The following is a 16,776-nucleotide window of genomic DNA, read 5'->3' as shown; positions in this document are numbered from 1 at the left end:
ATCGTGAGGAAGACGGCGTCGCTCTCGGCTCGGTTCACGCCTTTTCTGACGACCTGGCATGCGATCGGCATCAGGCTTCCTTGCAAGATCTTTCGCAGACATGTGGGCTTCAGCGGACACCCGAAAACGGGTCGGTCTGCGCCTCGAAAGACGGGAGCTCACCCAGCATCGGCAACGCGCGCTTGAACACCGCCCCGCCGAGCGGCGCGGCATTCCACCCCGACGTGCGGAACCCGTATGTTTCCGGCAGTCCCTTGGGCTCGTCGAGCAGCGTCAGCAGGAGATATTGCGGATTGTCGGCCGGCACGATGCCCATAAAGGAAGTGATGTTCAGTTCCTTCGAATAGCGCCCGGCTACCACCTTTTCGGCCGAGCCGGTCTTGCCGCCAATGAAATAGCCGGGGACCCTGGCCTTTTTGGCCGAACCTGCCGTGGCATTCAGCGACATCAGATAGCGTATCGCCTGGCTCGTCTGCGCCGCGACCAGGCCGGAGGCAAATGTGCGGGCGTCGACCGGCGTGCCTTTCACGAATGTCGGCCGGATCAGCCGCCCGCCATTGACAAGCGCGGCAACGCCCATGCTCGCCTGCAGTGGCGTGACGGCAATGCCATGCCCGAAGGACACGGTCGCCGTTTCGACTTCGTTCCAGCGTCTCGGCAGGATCGGCATCGCTGTCTCCGGCAGTTCGGTGCGAAGCGCGTCCATCTGCCCGAACTGCCGCAGGAACTGTTGCTGGCGCTCCTTACCGACGGCGATCGCCATTTTCGCCATCGAGATATTCGAGGAGTAGATGAAGGCCTCAGGCACTGAGAGAGGCCGGTACTTGCCCTCGAAATCATGGATGCGCATCCGCCCGAAGGCGAGCGGCTTGCTGGCATCGATGACCGAGTGGATAGAGAACATTCCGGAATCGAGCGCCATCGCCGTCGTCAGCGCCTTGAAGGTCGATCCCATCTCGAAATCGGCCGCCACGATACGGTTGATTCTGTCGGGCTCCAGCGCATCGGCTGGCTCGTTCGGATCGAATGTCGGCAGCGATGCCAGCGCCAGAACCTCGCCGTTTTCGACATCAAGCACGAGGCCGGCTCCGGCCTTGGCATCATGTTTAATGATCGCCTTGGCGATCTCGTCTTCGAGCGCGTGTTGCACCCTGATATCGAGCGTCGTCACGACGGGGCTGAGATCTTCGCTCGCAAGCTCCATGCCGCTCTGGCGCAGGTTTGCCAGACCATCGGTCTCGATCCATTTTTCCAGGCCGGAAATGCCAATATTGTCGATGTTGACGGCGCCGAGCACATGCGCTGCCAGCGTCCCCTTCGGATAGAAGCGTTTCTTCTCCTTCTGGAAGCTCAGGCCCGGAATGCCGGCATTCCACAGCGCCTGCTCTTCGCGCGGTCTGATATGCCGTTTGATCCAGGCAAACTGCGCGCCGGAGGAAAGCCGCCGATAGAGCTGACGCCGGTCAAGCTCTGGCAGAATGGCGGTGATACGCTCGACCGCCTCGTCCACATCGACGATCAGTTTCGGCGAGGCATAAACGCTGGTAATCGGAATATCCATCGCCAGCGCCTCGCCGTTACGGTCGAGAATGGCCGGCCGGCCGTTGATACTGCCCTTCGGCACCCATTGCGCTTCTGGGAACACCTGCAGGCCGAGATAGAAGAGCCGGCCCACCACGATGAAGAAAGCGACGGAAAAGCCGATCATCAGGATGAGGATACGAGAGCTCGCAGAGGCAGTGCGCCTGGACGCGTGGAAGGAGGCCTGCTGCATCAGTAGAGGCCGCCTGTATTGCGCAGAAGTTCGGCCCGCGTCGCCTCGTCGAGACCGCCGGGATCGCTGGCAATATTTCCCTGCTCCTCATCGCCGATGACCGCGCAGGCGCCCCTGCAGGGCGCCGTGCCCGGCTTGAAGGCCTCGGAGATCCCGGCCCCAGCGGCCACCTCCTGCCCACTTTTCCGGTTGACCCTGTGGAAGATCAAACCGTTAGGCGGAATGAACTTCGAAGCAGGACGCCCGGCGAGCGCGACCTTCATGAAATCGATGAAAATGGGCGCAGCAAGCCCGCCGCCCGTCTCACCCGAGCCGAGGTGCCGTGGCGTATCGTAGCCGATGAACACACCGGTCACGAGATCGGGCGTATAGCCGACGAACCAGACGTCCTTCTCGTCATTCGTCGTGCCCGTCTTGCCGGCAATAGGCACGCCAAGCACGCTGACGCCATGCGCCGTGCCCCGCTCAACCACGCCCTGCAACATGGAGGTAATCTGGTAGGCAGTCATCGGGTCGAGAACGTAATCCTTGTCGTCGATGACACCCGGCTCGGCCTGGCCATGCCAATTTGCGGCGCGGCAATCCGGGCACCCCCGGTCATCCTGCCGGAAAACCGTATGGCCCGTCCGGTCCTGGATGCGGTCGATCATCGAGGGCCGCACCTCCCGCCCGCCATTGGCGATGACCGAATAGCCGGCCACCAGCCGCATCAGCGTGGTCTCACCCGCCCCGAGCGCCATCGGCAGATAAGGTGTCAGCTGGTCGTAAAGGCCAAAACGCTCAGCGTAATCGGCAACGACCTCCATGCCGACGGCGCGCGCCAACCGCACGGTCATCTGATTGCGGCTGTTTTCAAGCCCGACGCGCAAGGTCGACGGACCGTCGGATTTACCATCGTAGTTCTTCGGGCTCCAGATATGGCCGGCGCCATCGGGAATGGCGAGCGGCTCATCGAGCACCAGTGTCGAGGGCGTATAGCCGGTATCGAGCGCTGCCGCATAGACAAATGGTTTGAAGGCCGAGCCCGGCTGTCGGAAGGCCTGCGTCGCCCGGTTGAACTGCGACTGCGCAAAGGAAAAGCCGCCCGCGATCGCCACGACCCGGCCCGTACGCGGCTCCATCGAAACCAGCGCGCCCTGGACATCAGGCGGTTGGCGCAGGCGGAGGCCCGCAGGCGTCTCCTCGACATAGACGATATCGCCCGAGGCAAACACCTCGCCTGGCGTCTTAAAGCAGCGACGACCGGCCTCGGAGATCTTGCAAAGCGTCCAGCTATTCGCCTTATCCATGCGCAGCGACTTGCCGGCTTGCCCATCGATCCGAAGCTCCAGCCCATCGGCCGTCACACCTGTCACCAGCGCCGGCCGCCACTCTGGGACGTCGGCAAGCCCCTGCACCCTCTGGGAAACCTGTTCAGCACTCTCACCTAGAGCAAGTTGTGCCACCGGCCCCCGATATCCCCTCGCCTGATCGTATTCGACAAGCCCGCGCCGCAGCGCCTTCATTGCAGCCCGCTGCAGGGCGGGATGGAGGCTGGTGCGCACCGTCAGGCCAGCCGTGTAGAGTCCTTCCTCGCCATATCTGGCCAGAAGGAAACGCCTGATCTCCTCCGTGAAGAATTCGCTCTCGGTAATCTGTACCCGCCGCTCTTTCAGCATCACCTTCAGCGGCTCATCGGCAGCCTTGCCGGCCTCCGCCGCACTGATGAAGCCGTTCTCGCGCATCTGGCCGATCACCCAGTTGCGCCGGGCCAACGCCTTCTCATAGGAGTGGATGGGATTGTAATTGTTCGGCCCCTTGGGAAGCGCTGCCAGATAGGCGGCTTCGGCTATATCGAGTTCGCCGACGCTCTTGCCGAAATACGTGAGCGCCGCCTGTGCCAGACCATAAGCGCCCGAGCCGAAATAGATATCGTTGAGATAAAGCTCGAGCACCTGGTCCTTGCTGAAACTCTGGTTGAGGCGGATCGCAAGCAGCGCCTCCTTCAGCTTGCGTTCCACCGTGCGATCAGATGTCAGCAGAAAGTTCTTCGCCACCTGCTGGGTAATGGTGGAAGCGCCGACGAGCCGGTCGCCGGAGACCGATTTGGCGATGTTGGACATCAAAGCGCGCGCAATGCTTTCGAGATCGATGCCGCCGTGCTGGTAGAAATTCTTGTCCTCTGCGGAAAGAAATGCACCCCTCACTCGCAACGGCACGGAGCCGATCGGCTGGAACAACCGCTTCTCCCTGGCAAACTCGGCAAGTGCCGAGCCGTCGCTCGCATAGAGCCGCGAGGTCAGCGCCGGCTGCCATTCGGCAAGCGCCCGGTAATCCGGCAAATTTGCCGTCGCGCCCTGCAACAGCACGAATGCCACGATGGCCGCGGCAAGCACGAGATTGGTGAGCACATTCAAGAGCCAGGTGAATAATCTTAGCACGTTCCGGACTCCCGCTGCCCCTGCAAGCAACGAGACCTGGCCGTGATACGGATGCCCTGGCGCGCGGATGCACGCACCGGAACCTGCGACCTGATCTCATGCTTGGCTGGAATGACCGACGCCTCCGAACGGCATCAGGCATGGTCTGACGAGCTTCGATACAGTTCTTGAAAACCACACACAAACGACGTTATTTGGTATCAGGCATAAATTCAGTTAGGGCATCGCGGTCCGTCCGGACGTGCATCGCGGGCTCCTCGTTGCTGAAGTTCTCTATTTGTTACGCAGGCCGGCATGTGTCAGCATCAGTAAAGACGTGATAAAGGCGTTGGCAGAACTTTACGGTGATTGCGCCATCATTGGCCACGCAACGACGGAAGCGGGTCGGCTGAGGCTTCTCGCGATGTTCGTCATGGACGAGCGACAGAGCAGAGATGCCGGCTTCGTTCGCGGCGCGCAGGATCACCCGGCGAAGCACCTCAGGGCTGACCCGCCAATGAGGGCATCGGCGCGGGCCTTGCCGGCGGTGATAACTCCTCGCCATCGTCTAGAGGCTATCTCCGAATGAGGACGCGCGCCGCGTCTGTCAGAGTGCGGATGATCATTGTCGGCCGATTGTTATGGAATGTGAGCTCGATCGGCGCAAAGGGAGAATATCTATTCGCTGCCATGCCTTCATTCTGCCCATTGAGAGACGTTATAGCGCCGGCCCTGGGACGCCTTTCGGCGATGCGCTTTTCACAGGATTATCTCTATGTATGCCCCCACGAGCACCAATGGGGCAACGGTCTGTCCACATTTCCCAACGGAAAGGGAGGTCCGAAGGACCTCCCATCTTATCATCCGAGATCAAGGGTCGGGCATACCCGCAGCGCAGCGCTCGCCAGGCCTCTCACCGCATCGAGACGACTATCTTGCAGAGGTTTGTCAGACCTGCATCATAGCCACCGGAACGCAGCACATCCTTGCATCGGACCTTTGCCTTGGCGCGCTCGAGGGAAGACATGTCTCTGATCGCCCTGACATGACGCTCCGTTGCGGGATTGCCTATCCGCGAACCGCTGGAGCTTGCAATGCCGGATTCGCCGGTGTCATTGCCGCCATTCGCGTCGCGATCGGCTGTTGGCGGAGAGCCGAGCAGGATATCTGCAAGCGTGGTGCCAGTGGAACCGACCGTTGCACGCGCGCTCCCAAGCCTTGTTCCCCCGACCGTCGCGTCAACGTCGGCCGCCACGCCCCGAGAACCATTGACCGTGGCATCGGTTCTCGTCGTTGCGAGGCTCGATCCACCGAGAGTGGCGTTCGCGGTGGCACGGACATTGTTCGACCCGCCGATGCCTGCCCGCGTACCGACACCGAGCCCGCCGTTACTGCCGCCGACCGAGGTGTTGCTGTTGAGGCCGCTCGAGCCGCCGACGGAAGCGTCGACCGCGAGCGCGCCGCTCGGTCTGCTTCCAACACTGCCGTTAACGCCAGTGCGGCCTCCGACTGATACGCCGAGGCCGCCGCTGCCATTACTGCCGACACTGATGCCGTTCTGTCCACCGATATCGAGTGCAACTGCCGCAGCCGACATGCCAAGGGTTGCGCACGCAAGCGCCGTCACGGCGACGCCCAATTTATAAGACAACATTGAAGTCCTCCAAGACCAATTGGCCGGAACACGTTCCGGCGACATGACAATGAAGGAGGCGCGCGCTCTCCTGCGATCCGCATCCGCCGAGTGCGGGACTAGAGGCTGAGGATCTGCGGATCATCAACTTATTAGCAAGATCGAATGTTCCATGCTACCACGCGTAAATGGTTAATTTTCTGCTACTTTTTGTAGATGGCTTGCTAGGGACAAGATTGTCGTCTGCTAGGGCCTGACGTCAGTTGCGCGCATCGGCAAAACGCTTGATGGCCTCACTTCGAACGGGATTCCATTCCGTCGGAGTAAACAGTCACCCTCCACAACTTGCACATATGATCCGGTCACGAATGCGCACATTCGCGCCGCCTGGCCAAATGGAAAGTGGCTGCAACGGCGGGAACACGACGCGTGGAATCACTGTCACTTCGATGCCAGGGCGTGGGCAATTGGGAGATCTCCGCCAGTGCCGGCCATCTGTTCCTCGCTCACCGTAAGCCCGTTCGTGCCTGCTCGGCATATGACGAGCCACGAAAGGGGGGACTGCGAAGCGCGTGCAGTTATGTCAACGAGTGGGCCGCCGCTTGAGAAGCGCGGCGCGGATTTGTTCGTTCTTTGTCGGTTCAGACGCAACGGCAAAGGTGCGGCGGCTCAAACCGGTACAGAGCCGCGGCAAACCCAAACGGTAGATCGGACAGGGCATGCAGAGCCGTGGATTTGCCGGCCTCGTTCGTGCCGTAGACGATATGAAGTTTGGCGCCCGGTCGAAACGACAGAGAACGGGCGGACAGAGACCGTATCGCAGCAGATCCAGTCTATCGAAGCGCATGTCTCACCTGCAGACGACATTCGAGCCAAAAGAAGCTCGCGCGCCTCCTTGAGCAAATCGCCGTTCGATATCCCGAGTGGCAGATCTTGCGTTGCTAAGCCACCGGGCATTTCGTGACGATCTCTGCAACAACGGCATCGATCTCTGCAAACTTTGGCGCATCATCGCCCTCAGCGATCGCGGAAAATTCAAATGCGGCTGGAGCGATGGTCTCGACGGAGGTTGGCAAGGAAAGCTTCAGCTCAAGTTTTTCGATCCAGAGATCTTCATAGGCTCGCTGGCACGCCCCTGAAGATTTCCCGGATAGACGATCAGCGGTCGCCAGAGACGATTTCGAATTCGTGGAGGTGGCGGAGCGCCCAATAGTCGTAGGCTCTGGAGCGCAGATCATCGACCGAACATGGCGCATAGGATTCATGCCCGTCTCTTCCGGTCATAGAGGTGTGTAGGACCCCGATGTTGAACCAGCCGCCAACCGGGGATGGAGGTGATCGCCAGATTATCGAAAGCCGCCCGGTGTCGGTGCGAACCGGTGGAAAAGCCGCAAATAGGCTCACCGATCATTATGGCTGCGGGATGTGAAACAGCCTTGAAGGCATCCGAACTCATGGCCCCCATGTATCAGGAGGCGTCCTTAATAGACCTGGGATCGAAGGCTATCCAGCACAGGGGCAAGCTTCAACCATCAAGCATTTTTAGAAGGTCCGGGATTTTGATGCTCGAGAAGTTCGAGAACGTATCGCAGACGGCGTAAGGTAAGATGATGTGACCATTATGGCGCATCGCGCCGCAAGTATAAACGACGTTCGGCACATATCCCTCGCGCTCCGACGGTTCCGGCCGCACTAGTGGCTCCCGTGAGCGCGCGATCACTTTAGATGGATCATTCTTGTCGAGAAGTGCGGCGCCGATTGCATATTTGCGCACGGGGCCGACGCCATGCGTCAGCAGCAGCCATCCCTCATCCAGTTCGATCGGCGAGCCGCAATTTCCCATCTGCACGAATTCCCATGCGAACTTGGGGCCGAGGATCAGCTGGCCGCCGTTCCAGGTGTAGAGGTCGTCCGACTGGATGAGATAGAGGTTTTCGTTGTCCTGCCGGCCGATCATCGCGTAACGATCGTCGATCCGGCGGGGAAACAGGCCCATGCCCTTGTTGCGGGCGGCGGTGCCCGATAGCGGGGTCATGCGGAACGACATGAAATCCTTGGTTTCCATCAGCTCCGAGCGGATGCCGGTTCCGCTATAGGCCGTATAGGTCGCATAATATGTCTTCTCATCGCCGTCCTCGAACACGACGAACCGGGCGTCCTCGATGCCGTTGGACTGGGATGGCGTGATGGGAAAAATGACCCGCTCGCTGATCGACTGTTCAGGGCTGAAGCTGACGTCGATCTGCTCGCCGGTCAAAACGGACGCGCGTGAGGTGATGGTCGGCGTCGAGGCGAGCCTCGCGGTCGGTTCGATGTCCACGCTGCCGTCGGGCGCGATCACGCCGGATCGAAATGTAAGGGAAGACACATGTCCCTCGCCGACCGCCCGCAAGCTGACGATGAAGCGCCGGGTCCCCTTCTCAAGACCGCTTTGATCCGGATGCGAAACGATGCTGGGATTAAACAGCGCCGATGCCTCGAAGGAATATTCGTGCAGGAAATAGGCGCCCACCAGCCGTCGTTGCGCTTGGGAGAAGCCGGCATGCGGTGCGAATGCCTCTTCCATCTCCGCAGCTCGATTTTCGAAGGTCGCGAGCAGGTTTCGGTGGCGGCCTTCAAAATTCTCCAGGATCTCCGCAAGCAGGCTTTCCGCCGCCTCCGGATGGAGCGCCAGAACTCGATCGACGATATGATTTGCCCGTGTTTTGTCGGTCGGATTGAGATCCCGCGGTTCGGTTGCCGGTTTGAACGGGCGGACGACGACGCGCGATGCGTCGGGGCGCAGGAACAGGGCCTGCCGGTTTATGAACGTGGCGTTTGACAAAATAACCTCGACCGAATTGCTGATGCTTTCAGAAAGACGTCCGTCAGGCGCGTTGCGCGTGAAGATCGGAGAGCCTGACGGTTTGATCGAAAATGCGAGAAAACCTGCGAAACTCGATGAGCCCCAGCAGATAGGAAACCACGGACTCTCCGCCCCTGTTTTCGTTGACGCRCAGTTTGTGCAGCCCATCGCGGCAACTGCCTGTATCGACGTCGACGAGCGTTTGGGACAGATCGTTGGCACCAAGGAACCAGCCGAATGCGCTTGCAGCACCGGCTATCCATTCCGCACCCTGATCGGCACGCCACGCAGTCACGCAGGCGGAAATAGTCGCTGCAGCCTCAAGCGGCTGCTGATCGAATTTCTTGGGCGCTGCACGTCTGTCGCCGAAGCCTTCGGTCCCGACCGGCCGGAAGTGACCGGCCGGCGCCGTCTGCCTCAGCATCAGCCACCGCAAGGTGCGGATACCGGCATCGACATAGGCAGACGAGCCGCTGGCAAGGCCGGTCAGGATCAAGGCCTCAGGCAGGCGTGCATTGTCATAGGAGAGCCCCTCCTCGAACCAGACCCAATCCGCCGTCTCGACCTGAGCAAGAAGGCGCAGCAGCCTTTCCGCCAGAAGACGGCGAAGTCGTTTGGCGATGAGATCTTCTGCTCTGATGGCGCAATAGCCATCAAGGCCGATCAGAACGAATGCCCAGGCACGTGGCGACCGAAACGTTTCGACCTTAGGCAAGGCGTCAGCAAAAAGCGCGGCCGCCCAACTGCGGCGCGACGCATTGGTGTCGCTGCGCGCGCATTCTCCTAAAGCCCAGAGCGTCCGGCCGTGACTATCCTCCGACCCCTTGTCCTCCAGCCAGCAGCGATCGAACCCCATGAAGTTGCGAAACTGCTTTTCGTCGGGATTCCAAGCATGCTGCACGAATGACGCGAAACGGTTCGTCAGGGCGTTTGCCAGTGGCTTCTCGCCCGGCGTATTGAGCGCGCTTGCCAGCAGCAAGGCTCGCGCATTGTCGTCCACACAATAGCCATGCGACCGGTCCGGCACTGAATGCACGGCATGCTGGAACAATCCGGTGTCGTCGCACATGGACAGGAAATAGGCGAGTTGCGTCTGCGGCAACACCAGAGGCGTGCCTACGGAGGATTTGCCGCTGCTGGGCACCCGCCAGACAGTAGGGATTCGATGCTGCGCAGCCTCGAAAGTGGCAAGATAACGGTCCGCGGTCCTCTGCCAGGTCATCGACCTGCTACTGGCATAGGCGCGTGTCCGCATGGCGGTTCGCCGGACGTCGTCTGTCAGCAATCCGGCGATCTCGGTGCCGATGGCCTGAGCATCGCCGGACGGAACGAGAATGCCGCGTCCTTCGGCCAGGAGCTCTTGCGCATGCCAATAGGGCGTCGAGACCACCGCTTTTCCTAGGCCGAAGCTGTAGGCCAAGGTCCCTGAGGTCATTTGCGCCTCGTTCAGATAAGGCGTGGCGTAGACATCGCACATAGAGATAAAGTCCAGCAGTGTCGCCTGATCGACGAACTGATCAAGGAAAACGACGTGGTCTTCGACGCCCAAGGCCTTGACCCGTGCCACGAGGCTTTCTCGATAGGCCTCGCCCTGATGGCGGATGAGATTGGGATGGGTCGCGCCGAGCACGACATAGACTGCATCCGGGCGGCTTTGAAGGATCAACGGCATGGCGTCGATCATCACCTCGATGCCTTTATTGGGTGAAAGCAGCCCGAAGGTCAGGATAACCGATCGGCCTTCAAAGCTGAGCTTTGCCTTCGCGAGATCGGGTTCCAGGAAGGCCAAATCTGGAATGCCGTGGGGAATGACTTCGATTTTTTCTTTCGGGACATCATAGACCTCGGTCAGCAGCGCGCGTGCCTTTTCGGCCATGACGACGACCTTCGCTGATGCCTCTATGATCCAGGCAAAAACATGCCTTTGGGCGGCATTGGGTTCGGCGAGCACGGTATGCAGCGTCGTGACGACCGGCATGTCCAGCCGGCTCAGCAACTCCAGGATATGGCTGCCGGCCTCGCCCCCGAAGATGCCAAATTCGTGCTGGAGACATACGAGATCGACCCGGTTGGCATTCAGCGTCTCTGCCGCTTGGATATAATCTCTCAGGGTCTCATCACCGATCTGAAGCGAGACACTGGCGGGGTAGTCATAGGCGTGGCCGTGGTCATTCATCGCCACAATCATGGTACCGATGTTCGCGGGCGATCTGGAGATTGCCTGCTGCAGATCCGTGGTGAAGGTCGCGATACCGCAGCGCCGCGGCAGCGAATTGCCGATAAAGGCGATGGTCTTGAGTTCGGTCATGGGCGTGTCTCCGGTAACAGGACTGGCAAGCCTGCCGATTGTTGATGATGAAAGATGGCATGGTCGATGATCGATGCTGCCGGTTCGACCTGTTCCATTTTGAGATCGCGCAACAGACCGGGTCTCGGCTCTGCGCTGGCATAGGCGAGGAGAAGCGTCAGGCCGCCGCGCCCGGCCACAATAGGGATCCGTGCGTTATCGACGAGGAACGCTTCTCCGATGACCGCATGCGTCGACCCGATGGTCGCATCGCCCGAGATGACGAGCGCCCACGTCTCGCATTCGGCGATCAGCTCCCACCTCGAACAGGCAGAAAGATTGGCCTGTTCAAAGGTGAAGTATGGGCAGGAGATCAACTGTCGCCGCATCTGCGTGAGATCGACGGGATCAGCTAGGGCGTGTGCCGGCCATCGATCAGCGATGGCGACAGCCTGATCCACATGAAGCTCACGGTCCCGCCCGTAGTCGAAAAGCCGGAACGTTGTATCGCTTCTCTGCTGGATCTCGGCGATCACTAGCCCCGCCCCGATCGCGTGAATGGTCCCTGCGGGAATGAAGATGACCTCTCCCGCCACCACACAGCGCCATTCCACCATCTCGGCTATCGATCCGTCGAGAATTGACTGGCGCAGTTGTGGGCGCGTCAGCTCTCGCTTTAGACCTACGGCCACCCGAGCATCCGGTTCCGCTGAAAGAACATACCAGCCTTCGGTCTTGCCATTTGGAAGGCCGAGCGATTGCGCGAAACGATCGTCGGGATGAACCTGAATCGACAGCGCTTGTTCGGTGAAGAGCAGCTTCAGAAGCAGCGCAGGATCGGGCCCGACTGTATGCTTGCGCTCGAACCAGATTTCTCCCACCGCATCACCATGATGCGCGGCAGCCCAGGGTCGAAGATCGCGGCGGCCCCAGGGTTTGAATGCAATCCGCAGTGAGGCTTGCTCGACGACCATGATGCAACTCCTTGACCGTGCCGCTAAGACCGGGGCGATCTGAGGTCGGAGTATGCTGCTAAGAATGTCAGGCCATCGTCTGCGGCTGACCGAATGCGAAAGTGAGACAACTGGCGCCGGGATGCGCCTCGTCGGCGGGGCCGGAGATAGGGAATGCTAGAAACAAATAGTTGCGGCTGAATAGCCTGCACTAAATATATATCGGATGAAATTTCAGAAATTCAACGGTCGGGGTATTTAACGGACTCAGCCAGCAATAGCGATCTTCAATTGCCGATACTTAAGTCCGATTACCAACCGGCATTCAAACATGGTCCCACTGACTGGGCTAGGCCAGTGATGGCAACAGTTCTGCACAAGCTTGGCGGTCACCGCGCCGTCGAGGCAGAGCGCGGGATGATTATCGTTCTATCCTCAAGAAGACCGCCAGCCGGCGGCACACGACGATCATCCCTTGCAATCCGGTATTTTGGCACGAGCTATACAATAGTGGCGGCTTGTCTTCAGGGCGCTGTCATCAAGGGAGCAAAACCTTGCCCCAACAAAGGAGGACGACATGTCTTCCAATATAGCAGCATCGCATGTCGAGCTGACCGGTTTCAAACTGGTCAGAGACGTTTTGAGGACGACCGGTCTCCAGGGTTCTGCTTCCGACGCGACGTCCGACATGAAACGCGACGCCTCGACATTCCTTTCCTCTGAGTGCTGGGGTGGTGTAAGGCCCAAATCAGCTCTCCTGAATTCTCTCGCCAACCGCAAACGGGCAACGCAAGGCGCGCGCTTTAATCGACTACCTAAGGACAGTGCTGTGGATCGGTGGCAGGATGAGGGTGGCCGCTGACTGGCATTGGTTTCCGAACAAGGCTCGCTGTTTTGGCGACAGGAATCGGTGTGTCCGCTTTACCGGATGTGACGGGGTGTTCGAGATTAAGTTCTACTTGGCGACCGAAGTTCTGGCTGCGAGAAGTCGCATCAGTGCTAGCGAGGGTGATTATCTCACATCCTTCGATGCGTTACGGCCAAGGATTCTGTGGGCCGCGAGATCTGCCTATACCAACACCAAAAACAGCGCCATCACGCTGGATCTTGGGCATTGTCGTTGATGATACCGTAATTCCTGAAAGGATACGACCGTGCATCATCCGACCAAATCAGATCCGCCGGTCCAATCAGCCACGGCGAAAACCGCGCTTGTCAGCGAATTCGCAAAAAGCTTGCGGCTAGATGAGGTCGAGGAGAACCGACTGCGGAAACGACTTGGCCCCATCGCCAATGAAAGAGACCTCCTCCTCAGAGATGCGGGCAGATAGACGTTGAACCCGGCGGTTGTTACTGTCGCTTCCACGGCTTTCGCCGAGCAAGACATGGATATCATGACCTTTCACAACTTCGTCTCTATCCTGGTATCTCCTGAACGATGGAGCGTTCGCGTTGTTGAGCACGGCGTCATGATCGAGCGCGAGTTTTCGTTCGAAACGCAAGCTCTCGCTTGGGCGTCGGGTCAACGCATCAGGCTGAACCTACCCAACCCACCGGTCCCTTTTCCGGATCAGATGCCGCTGGCTTAGGTGGAAGAGACTTGCTGTTTCCACATGCGCCCACGCCTATGATCGTCGGAAACGCCGACAACTCGGTGCTCCAGACCCCTGAGGTAATACTTGTTGGCCATCATATTTTCCGGCCGCTTGAGCGCGCCGCCACGAGTTCCGACTCCTCCACGCGCCCTGGCCGCCCCCCGCAACCACTTCGTTCATCACATCAATCCACCCTCAGGCATCGGATATCAAGTTGCCATTCGCAGCCTGACGGACTGCGCGCGGAGCGGTAGCGACGTAGATGACGTACCGTTCCGCGGCGTCTGCGAGAGCTATCGAGGCCTCGCTTTCGCGCCAGCCGGCCTCCACCGCCCGAAGTATGATTTCTTTGGTCAAATTATCGAAAATGCGTCTACACTCGCCGATGCGTTGATTGTCGTCGACATCATAAATTGGTGGCTTCATCTTTATCTAGCGCCTTTGCGTGCATTCTCAGTGAACTGTAGCCCGGCAGTCTTGTTGGAAGACCTCGGGTTGAGGCGTGAAGCTGCAGGCCCTCTTGGGTTTGCCGAAATGTCCCTCGAATTGGACGGTTAGGTCGGCAGGATCCGTCATTCCCTCTTGGAAGAGGCGGACCATCACTTGATCGCAAGGCTAATGGCTTGACGCCGTTCCAGAAGAGTATCGCCGGTGTAGTCGGCATCACTCCCGCACCCGCGGCACCATTGTAAGGTCTTGGCTCGTCAGATACCCAACGAAATTCCTAAGGAAATGAGGTCCTGCTCTTGGTCGGGCTATGGTCTGGAGGCCCTCAACAGCTGCGCTCGTAGTGATTACTGCTGGAGGCGGGACCATGCGCCGTCGTCGGTGACAAAGCAAACAGTATCTTCCGCAGATGCTAATACGCCGCTGAGGGAGCGGTGAACGAATGTGCGCGCATCTTGTGCTGATCCCATATAGTTTCAAGAAGTGCTCAGGCATGGACTTTCGGCTTGCATGTCGGATGTGGCGTAGTCGGCGCGCTTGAGAACTCGCCGGAGTGTCGAGCGTTCGCTGTTTATGGTGCGCTCCCCGAGGGAGGGAATCGTCACCACAGCCAGCCCTCCAGGATCACATATAGAACGACGGGGAAGCTTAGAACGAGCAAAATTCTGATCGCCGTGTCGTGGCCGTAGTCGCGAATATGGTTGATTACGGAAGACATCACGCCCTCCTTTGGTTGGGGCGAAGGGCATAGCCTTTTACGGCAGCGCCCGCTTCAAATGCTGCCGATTACTCATAATGCGCGCCGATTGGATTTTAAGCAAGGCGCGCCACACGCAGTGACACAAAGTCGCCCGCGCCTGAGGAGGAACGCGCACTATCGCTCAAGCCGCGCAGCTTGAACGCGCGCATGAGCCGGACTTAAGAACCCAGGCATCTCAAGGGCGAACGGCGATTGCCTCCTCTGCACTCGCCATCATCTTGTCCATACTGTCTCGAAGCTCGTTCTCATCCATAACCTTACCTGCAGATCGAACATCAGCGAGGATTTTTGCCACCACGCCGTCGTCTCCCGCTGCTGTGAAGCGAACGTCGATGATTTCGGCGACGTAGGCTTCGATATCGGTAATGCCGATCATTTCCGACACCCATTGGGCGAGAAACCGGTCTCGACGAGAGTTCACCTTGAACGCCATCTCGGCGTCCAGGAAGTATTTTTCCTCGAGCGCTCTTTTCCGATTTTCCAGCACATTCATGGTGTGGACTCTCCATGTGAAGGCGCCGCACTCAATAAATGTTCGAGAAGAGTAGGATCTATTTTGACGAATTGCCGCCTCCGGTTATCGGCAGAAATCGGCGGCAGATGAATGAATGTTGCGACACGCTGATAGGCCAGTTGTGAAAGCCCTTCGATCAATTCCTCATCCTGTACAATCTTGTAATCACCTGCCGGATTGATTCCATCGATATCCGGCAATTCAAACGGTTGAGAAAAGTGAACGATGGTATTCGTTGTGCGCGTTGACATCGCGATAATCTCCAAAAACGATCTGACTACTGGCTGATGAAAAGCGGGTTAATCGCTTCATCCGGCCAGCAGCACCGGGCGTTGCTATCGGAATTCGGGAGGATGGCGGGTCAAGGGTCTCTGACACCGCGGAAAGCCATAGCGGCCAAACGACGACCGATTATCATTACTCCCGAATTGCGTCGCGTTTAGGACGGTCAAAGCACCAGGACTTTGCGCCGCACGCTCTGCAATTCAGGAAGCCGCCTCCAGAGGCTATGCAAATCGACGCGGAGATAATTTCACGCTCACCGCTCGCAATGTTCGTTGATCGTAAAATTGCGCATCAGCGACCGGCCGATCTGAGCCTGCAAAGTCCCGCGGATGGTCGGCCAGTTCACCATTAGTTTCAGCATTCCGTGCCGCGACCCGTTCATCGGCCCCCTTTTCGCACCATTCGCGTCCAGCACTGAGGTCGCATTTTGTGCAGAAGATCACCACACAAGTACGGCAACCTTAGAGCGATCCCCCACATGCGCGGCGAGCTCGGCGTTGAGAAGTTCGTCGAAAGATACCCTCTCAGTCTCTGCAGCCCCTGGACTCGAGCGATGGCCGCGAGCCGATTGTCGAAGGACTCCGCGAACTCGTCGAGTAAAATGCTGGCATCCCGGGTCTTGGCGGAGGCCGAGCGAATAACGGCGATGAGGTTTCGTCCGGTGCTGCAACTCGGAAAGCATCACGTCCTGGCGGCTCTGCAACTCCTTAAGCTCTTGCACGTCGGTGCAGGTCCCGAGCCACTCCGTCTCGTCGCCGTTGGGGGTAGAAAGCGGCTATGATGCCAGACGTACTCGCCGTCCGAAGCTCGACGAATTCTGTACGCGCATTGGAGACCGCCGTTCGCCTTGGCGACCTCCAATGCCGTCTATTACCGAGTCCCGGTCGTCGGACAAGCGCCCACCATCCCATTCCCACGCTGTCTTTGACGGGTTGACCCGTGAACATTTCCCACAGGGGACTAAACCGCAGCCTCTCGCCGATCGATTTCTGAGAAAGCCTAACCTGCCCGCTTCCGTCATCGTTCTTGCGGAGGCTTGTCAGCTCCATATCCGCATCTTGCCGTGACTATTGTGAGGATAAGGCCTCACGTTCGGCGCTCAACTTGCGATGAAGCGCATTGAGTTCGGCGTGCTTCGTTTCCTTAATATTGGGCGATGCCATCTCGGCATCGATCTTCTTGAGCTGCTCACCGATTTCCGCTGATCGCTCTTTGCTGCCGTCGATCTGTTTGAATTTGATCATGTCAATCTCCTCAATGAATATGCACAAGCTGCCCTTCCGG

The 16,776-nt window shown here is 58.9% G+C and carries 14 protein-coding genes; 2 read left to right on the top strand and 12 right to left on the bottom strand.

Going from position 1 to position 16,776, the window contains the following annotated elements; genetic code table 11:
• Nucleotides 1-109 precede the first annotated feature (109 nt).
• The 8 genes from AC1DUP_RS21760 to AC1DUP_RS21725 form a co-directional block, all read right to left on the bottom strand.
• Nucleotides 110-1,774, bottom strand: coding sequence for a peptidoglycan D,D-transpeptidase FtsI family protein (locus tag AC1DUP_RS21760; protein WP_477834334.1), 1,665 nt, complete (start codon nt 1,772-1,774; stop codon nt 110-112).
• Nucleotides 1,774-4,194 (bottom strand): penicillin-binding protein 1A, encoded by a 2,421-nt coding sequence (locus tag AC1DUP_RS21755; RefSeq protein WP_477834332.1) that lies wholly within the window; start codon nt 4,192-4,194, stop codon nt 1,774-1,776. Before AC1DUP_RS21755 ends, AC1DUP_RS21760 begins: the two co-directional genes overlap by 1 nt.
• Before the next feature lie 892 nt (nt 4,195-5,086).
• The gene (locus tag AC1DUP_RS21750) at nt 5,087-5,827 is read right to left on the bottom strand and encodes a polysaccharide biosynthesis GNAT family N-acetyltransferase UppQ (protein WP_477834330.1); all 741 of its coding nucleotides are present in this window, start codon (nt 5,825-5,827) and stop codon (nt 5,087-5,089) included.
• A gap of 620 nt (nt 5,828-6,447) precedes the next feature.
• Entirely contained in the window at nt 6,448-6,570 is a 123-nt protein-coding gene (locus AC1DUP_RS21745; protein WP_477834501.1) for an AAA family ATPase, read from the bottom strand.
• Between the two features lie 177 nt (nt 6,571-6,747).
• The gene (locus AC1DUP_RS21740; protein ID WP_477834328.1) at nt 6,748-7,071 is read right to left on the bottom strand and encodes a hypothetical protein; all 324 of its coding nucleotides are present in this window, start codon (nt 7,069-7,071) and stop codon (nt 6,748-6,750) included.
• 260 nt (nt 7,072-7,331) lie between these two features.
• Nucleotides 7,332-8,630 carry a glycoside hydrolase family 130 protein gene (locus AC1DUP_RS21735; RefSeq protein WP_477834326.1) on the bottom strand — a complete coding sequence of 433 codons (1,299 nt, stop codon included), beginning with the start codon at nt 8,628-8,630 and terminating at the stop codon, nt 7,332-7,334.
• A 43-nt stretch (nt 8,631-8,673) separates the two neighbouring features.
• Nucleotides 8,674-10,959 carry a glycosyltransferase family 4 protein gene (locus AC1DUP_RS21730; protein ID WP_477834324.1) on the bottom strand — a complete coding sequence of 762 codons (2,286 nt, stop codon included), beginning with the start codon at nt 10,957-10,959 and terminating at the stop codon, nt 8,674-8,676.
• Complete coding sequence (locus AC1DUP_RS21725; protein ID WP_477834322.1) at nt 10,956-11,912, bottom strand: class I mannose-6-phosphate isomerase; 957 nt, start codon at nt 11,910-11,912, stop codon at nt 10,956-10,958. The genes AC1DUP_RS21730 and AC1DUP_RS21725 overlap by 4 nt, the downstream gene beginning before the upstream one ends.
• Nucleotides 11,913-12,736: 824 nt before the next feature.
• Here AC1DUP_RS21725 and AC1DUP_RS21720 point away from each other — a divergent pair.
• On the top strand, nt 12,737-13,015 hold the full coding sequence (locus AC1DUP_RS21720; protein WP_113508829.1) for a DUF1488 family protein: 279 nt from the start codon (nt 12,737-12,739) through the stop codon (nt 13,013-13,015).
• Between the two features lie 261 nt (nt 13,016-13,276).
• Nucleotides 13,277-13,480: a hypothetical protein gene (locus AC1DUP_RS21715; RefSeq protein ID WP_162747229.1), complete on the top strand. Its 204-nt coding sequence runs from the start codon at nt 13,277-13,279 to the stop codon at nt 13,478-13,480.
• Between the two features lie 1,388 nt (nt 13,481-14,868).
• Here the strand turns inward: AC1DUP_RS21715 and AC1DUP_RS21710 are convergent.
• From AC1DUP_RS21710 to AC1DUP_RS21695, 4 genes are all read right to left on the bottom strand, one after another.
• A complete protein-coding gene (locus AC1DUP_RS21710) occupies nt 14,869-15,186 on the bottom strand; it encodes a DUF1476 domain-containing protein (protein ID WP_113335032.1) in 318 nt (105 codons plus the stop codon).
• The gene (locus AC1DUP_RS21705; protein WP_477834319.1) at nt 15,183-15,458 is read right to left on the bottom strand and encodes a hypothetical protein; all 276 of its coding nucleotides are present in this window, start codon (nt 15,456-15,458) and stop codon (nt 15,183-15,185) included. The genes AC1DUP_RS21710 and AC1DUP_RS21705 overlap by 4 nt, the downstream gene beginning before the upstream one ends.
• A gap of 412 nt (nt 15,459-15,870) precedes the next feature.
• Nucleotides 15,871-16,140 carry a hypothetical protein gene (locus AC1DUP_RS21700; protein ID WP_477834499.1) on the bottom strand — a complete coding sequence of 90 codons (270 nt, stop codon included), beginning with the start codon at nt 16,138-16,140 and terminating at the stop codon, nt 15,871-15,873.
• Between the two features lie 419 nt (nt 16,141-16,559).
• Complete coding sequence (locus AC1DUP_RS21695; RefSeq protein ID WP_477834317.1) at nt 16,560-16,736, bottom strand: hypothetical protein; 177 nt, start codon at nt 16,734-16,736, stop codon at nt 16,560-16,562.
• Nucleotides 16,737-16,776: the final 40 nt, after the last annotated feature.

The sequence above is a fragment of the Rhizobium sp. 01L419 genome (genome assembly GCF_056400025.1).
This window is presented reverse-complemented; position numbering and strand designations above follow the sequence as displayed.

Excerpts from the sequence above, each read along its gene's own strand:
- AC1DUP_RS21720 (WP_113508829.1), top strand. The coding sequence starts at position 12,737 with ATGAGGGTGGCCGCTGACTGGCATTGGTTTCCGAACAAGGCTCGCTGT.
- AC1DUP_RS21750 (WP_477834330.1), bottom strand. The coding sequence starts at position 5,827 with ATGTTGTCTTATAAATTGGGCGTCGCCGTGACGGCGCTTGCGTGCGCA.
- AC1DUP_RS21725 (WP_477834322.1), bottom strand. The coding sequence starts at position 11,912 with ATGGTCGTCGAGCAAGCCTCACTGCGGATTGCATTCAAACCCTGGGGC.
- AC1DUP_RS21740 (WP_477834328.1), bottom strand. The coding sequence starts at position 7,071 with ATGAATCCTATGCGCCATGTTCGGTCGATGATCTGCGCTCCAGAGCCT.
- AC1DUP_RS21710 (WP_113335032.1), bottom strand. The coding sequence starts at position 15,186 with ATGAATGTGCTGGAAAATCGGAAAAGAGCGCTCGAGGAAAAATACTTC.
- AC1DUP_RS21760 (WP_477834334.1), bottom strand. The coding sequence starts at position 1,774 with ATGCAGCAGGCCTCCTTCCACGCGTCCAGGCGCACTGCCTCTGCGAGC.
- AC1DUP_RS21715 (WP_162747229.1), top strand. The coding sequence starts at position 13,277 with ATGGATATCATGACCTTTCACAACTTCGTCTCTATCCTGGTATCTCCT.
- AC1DUP_RS21695 (WP_477834317.1), bottom strand. The coding sequence starts at position 16,736 with ATGATCAAATTCAAACAGATCGACGGCAGCAAAGAGCGATCAGCGGAA.
- AC1DUP_RS21705 (WP_477834319.1), bottom strand. The coding sequence starts at position 15,458 with ATGTCAACGCGCACAACGAATACCATCGTTCACTTTTCTCAACCGTTT.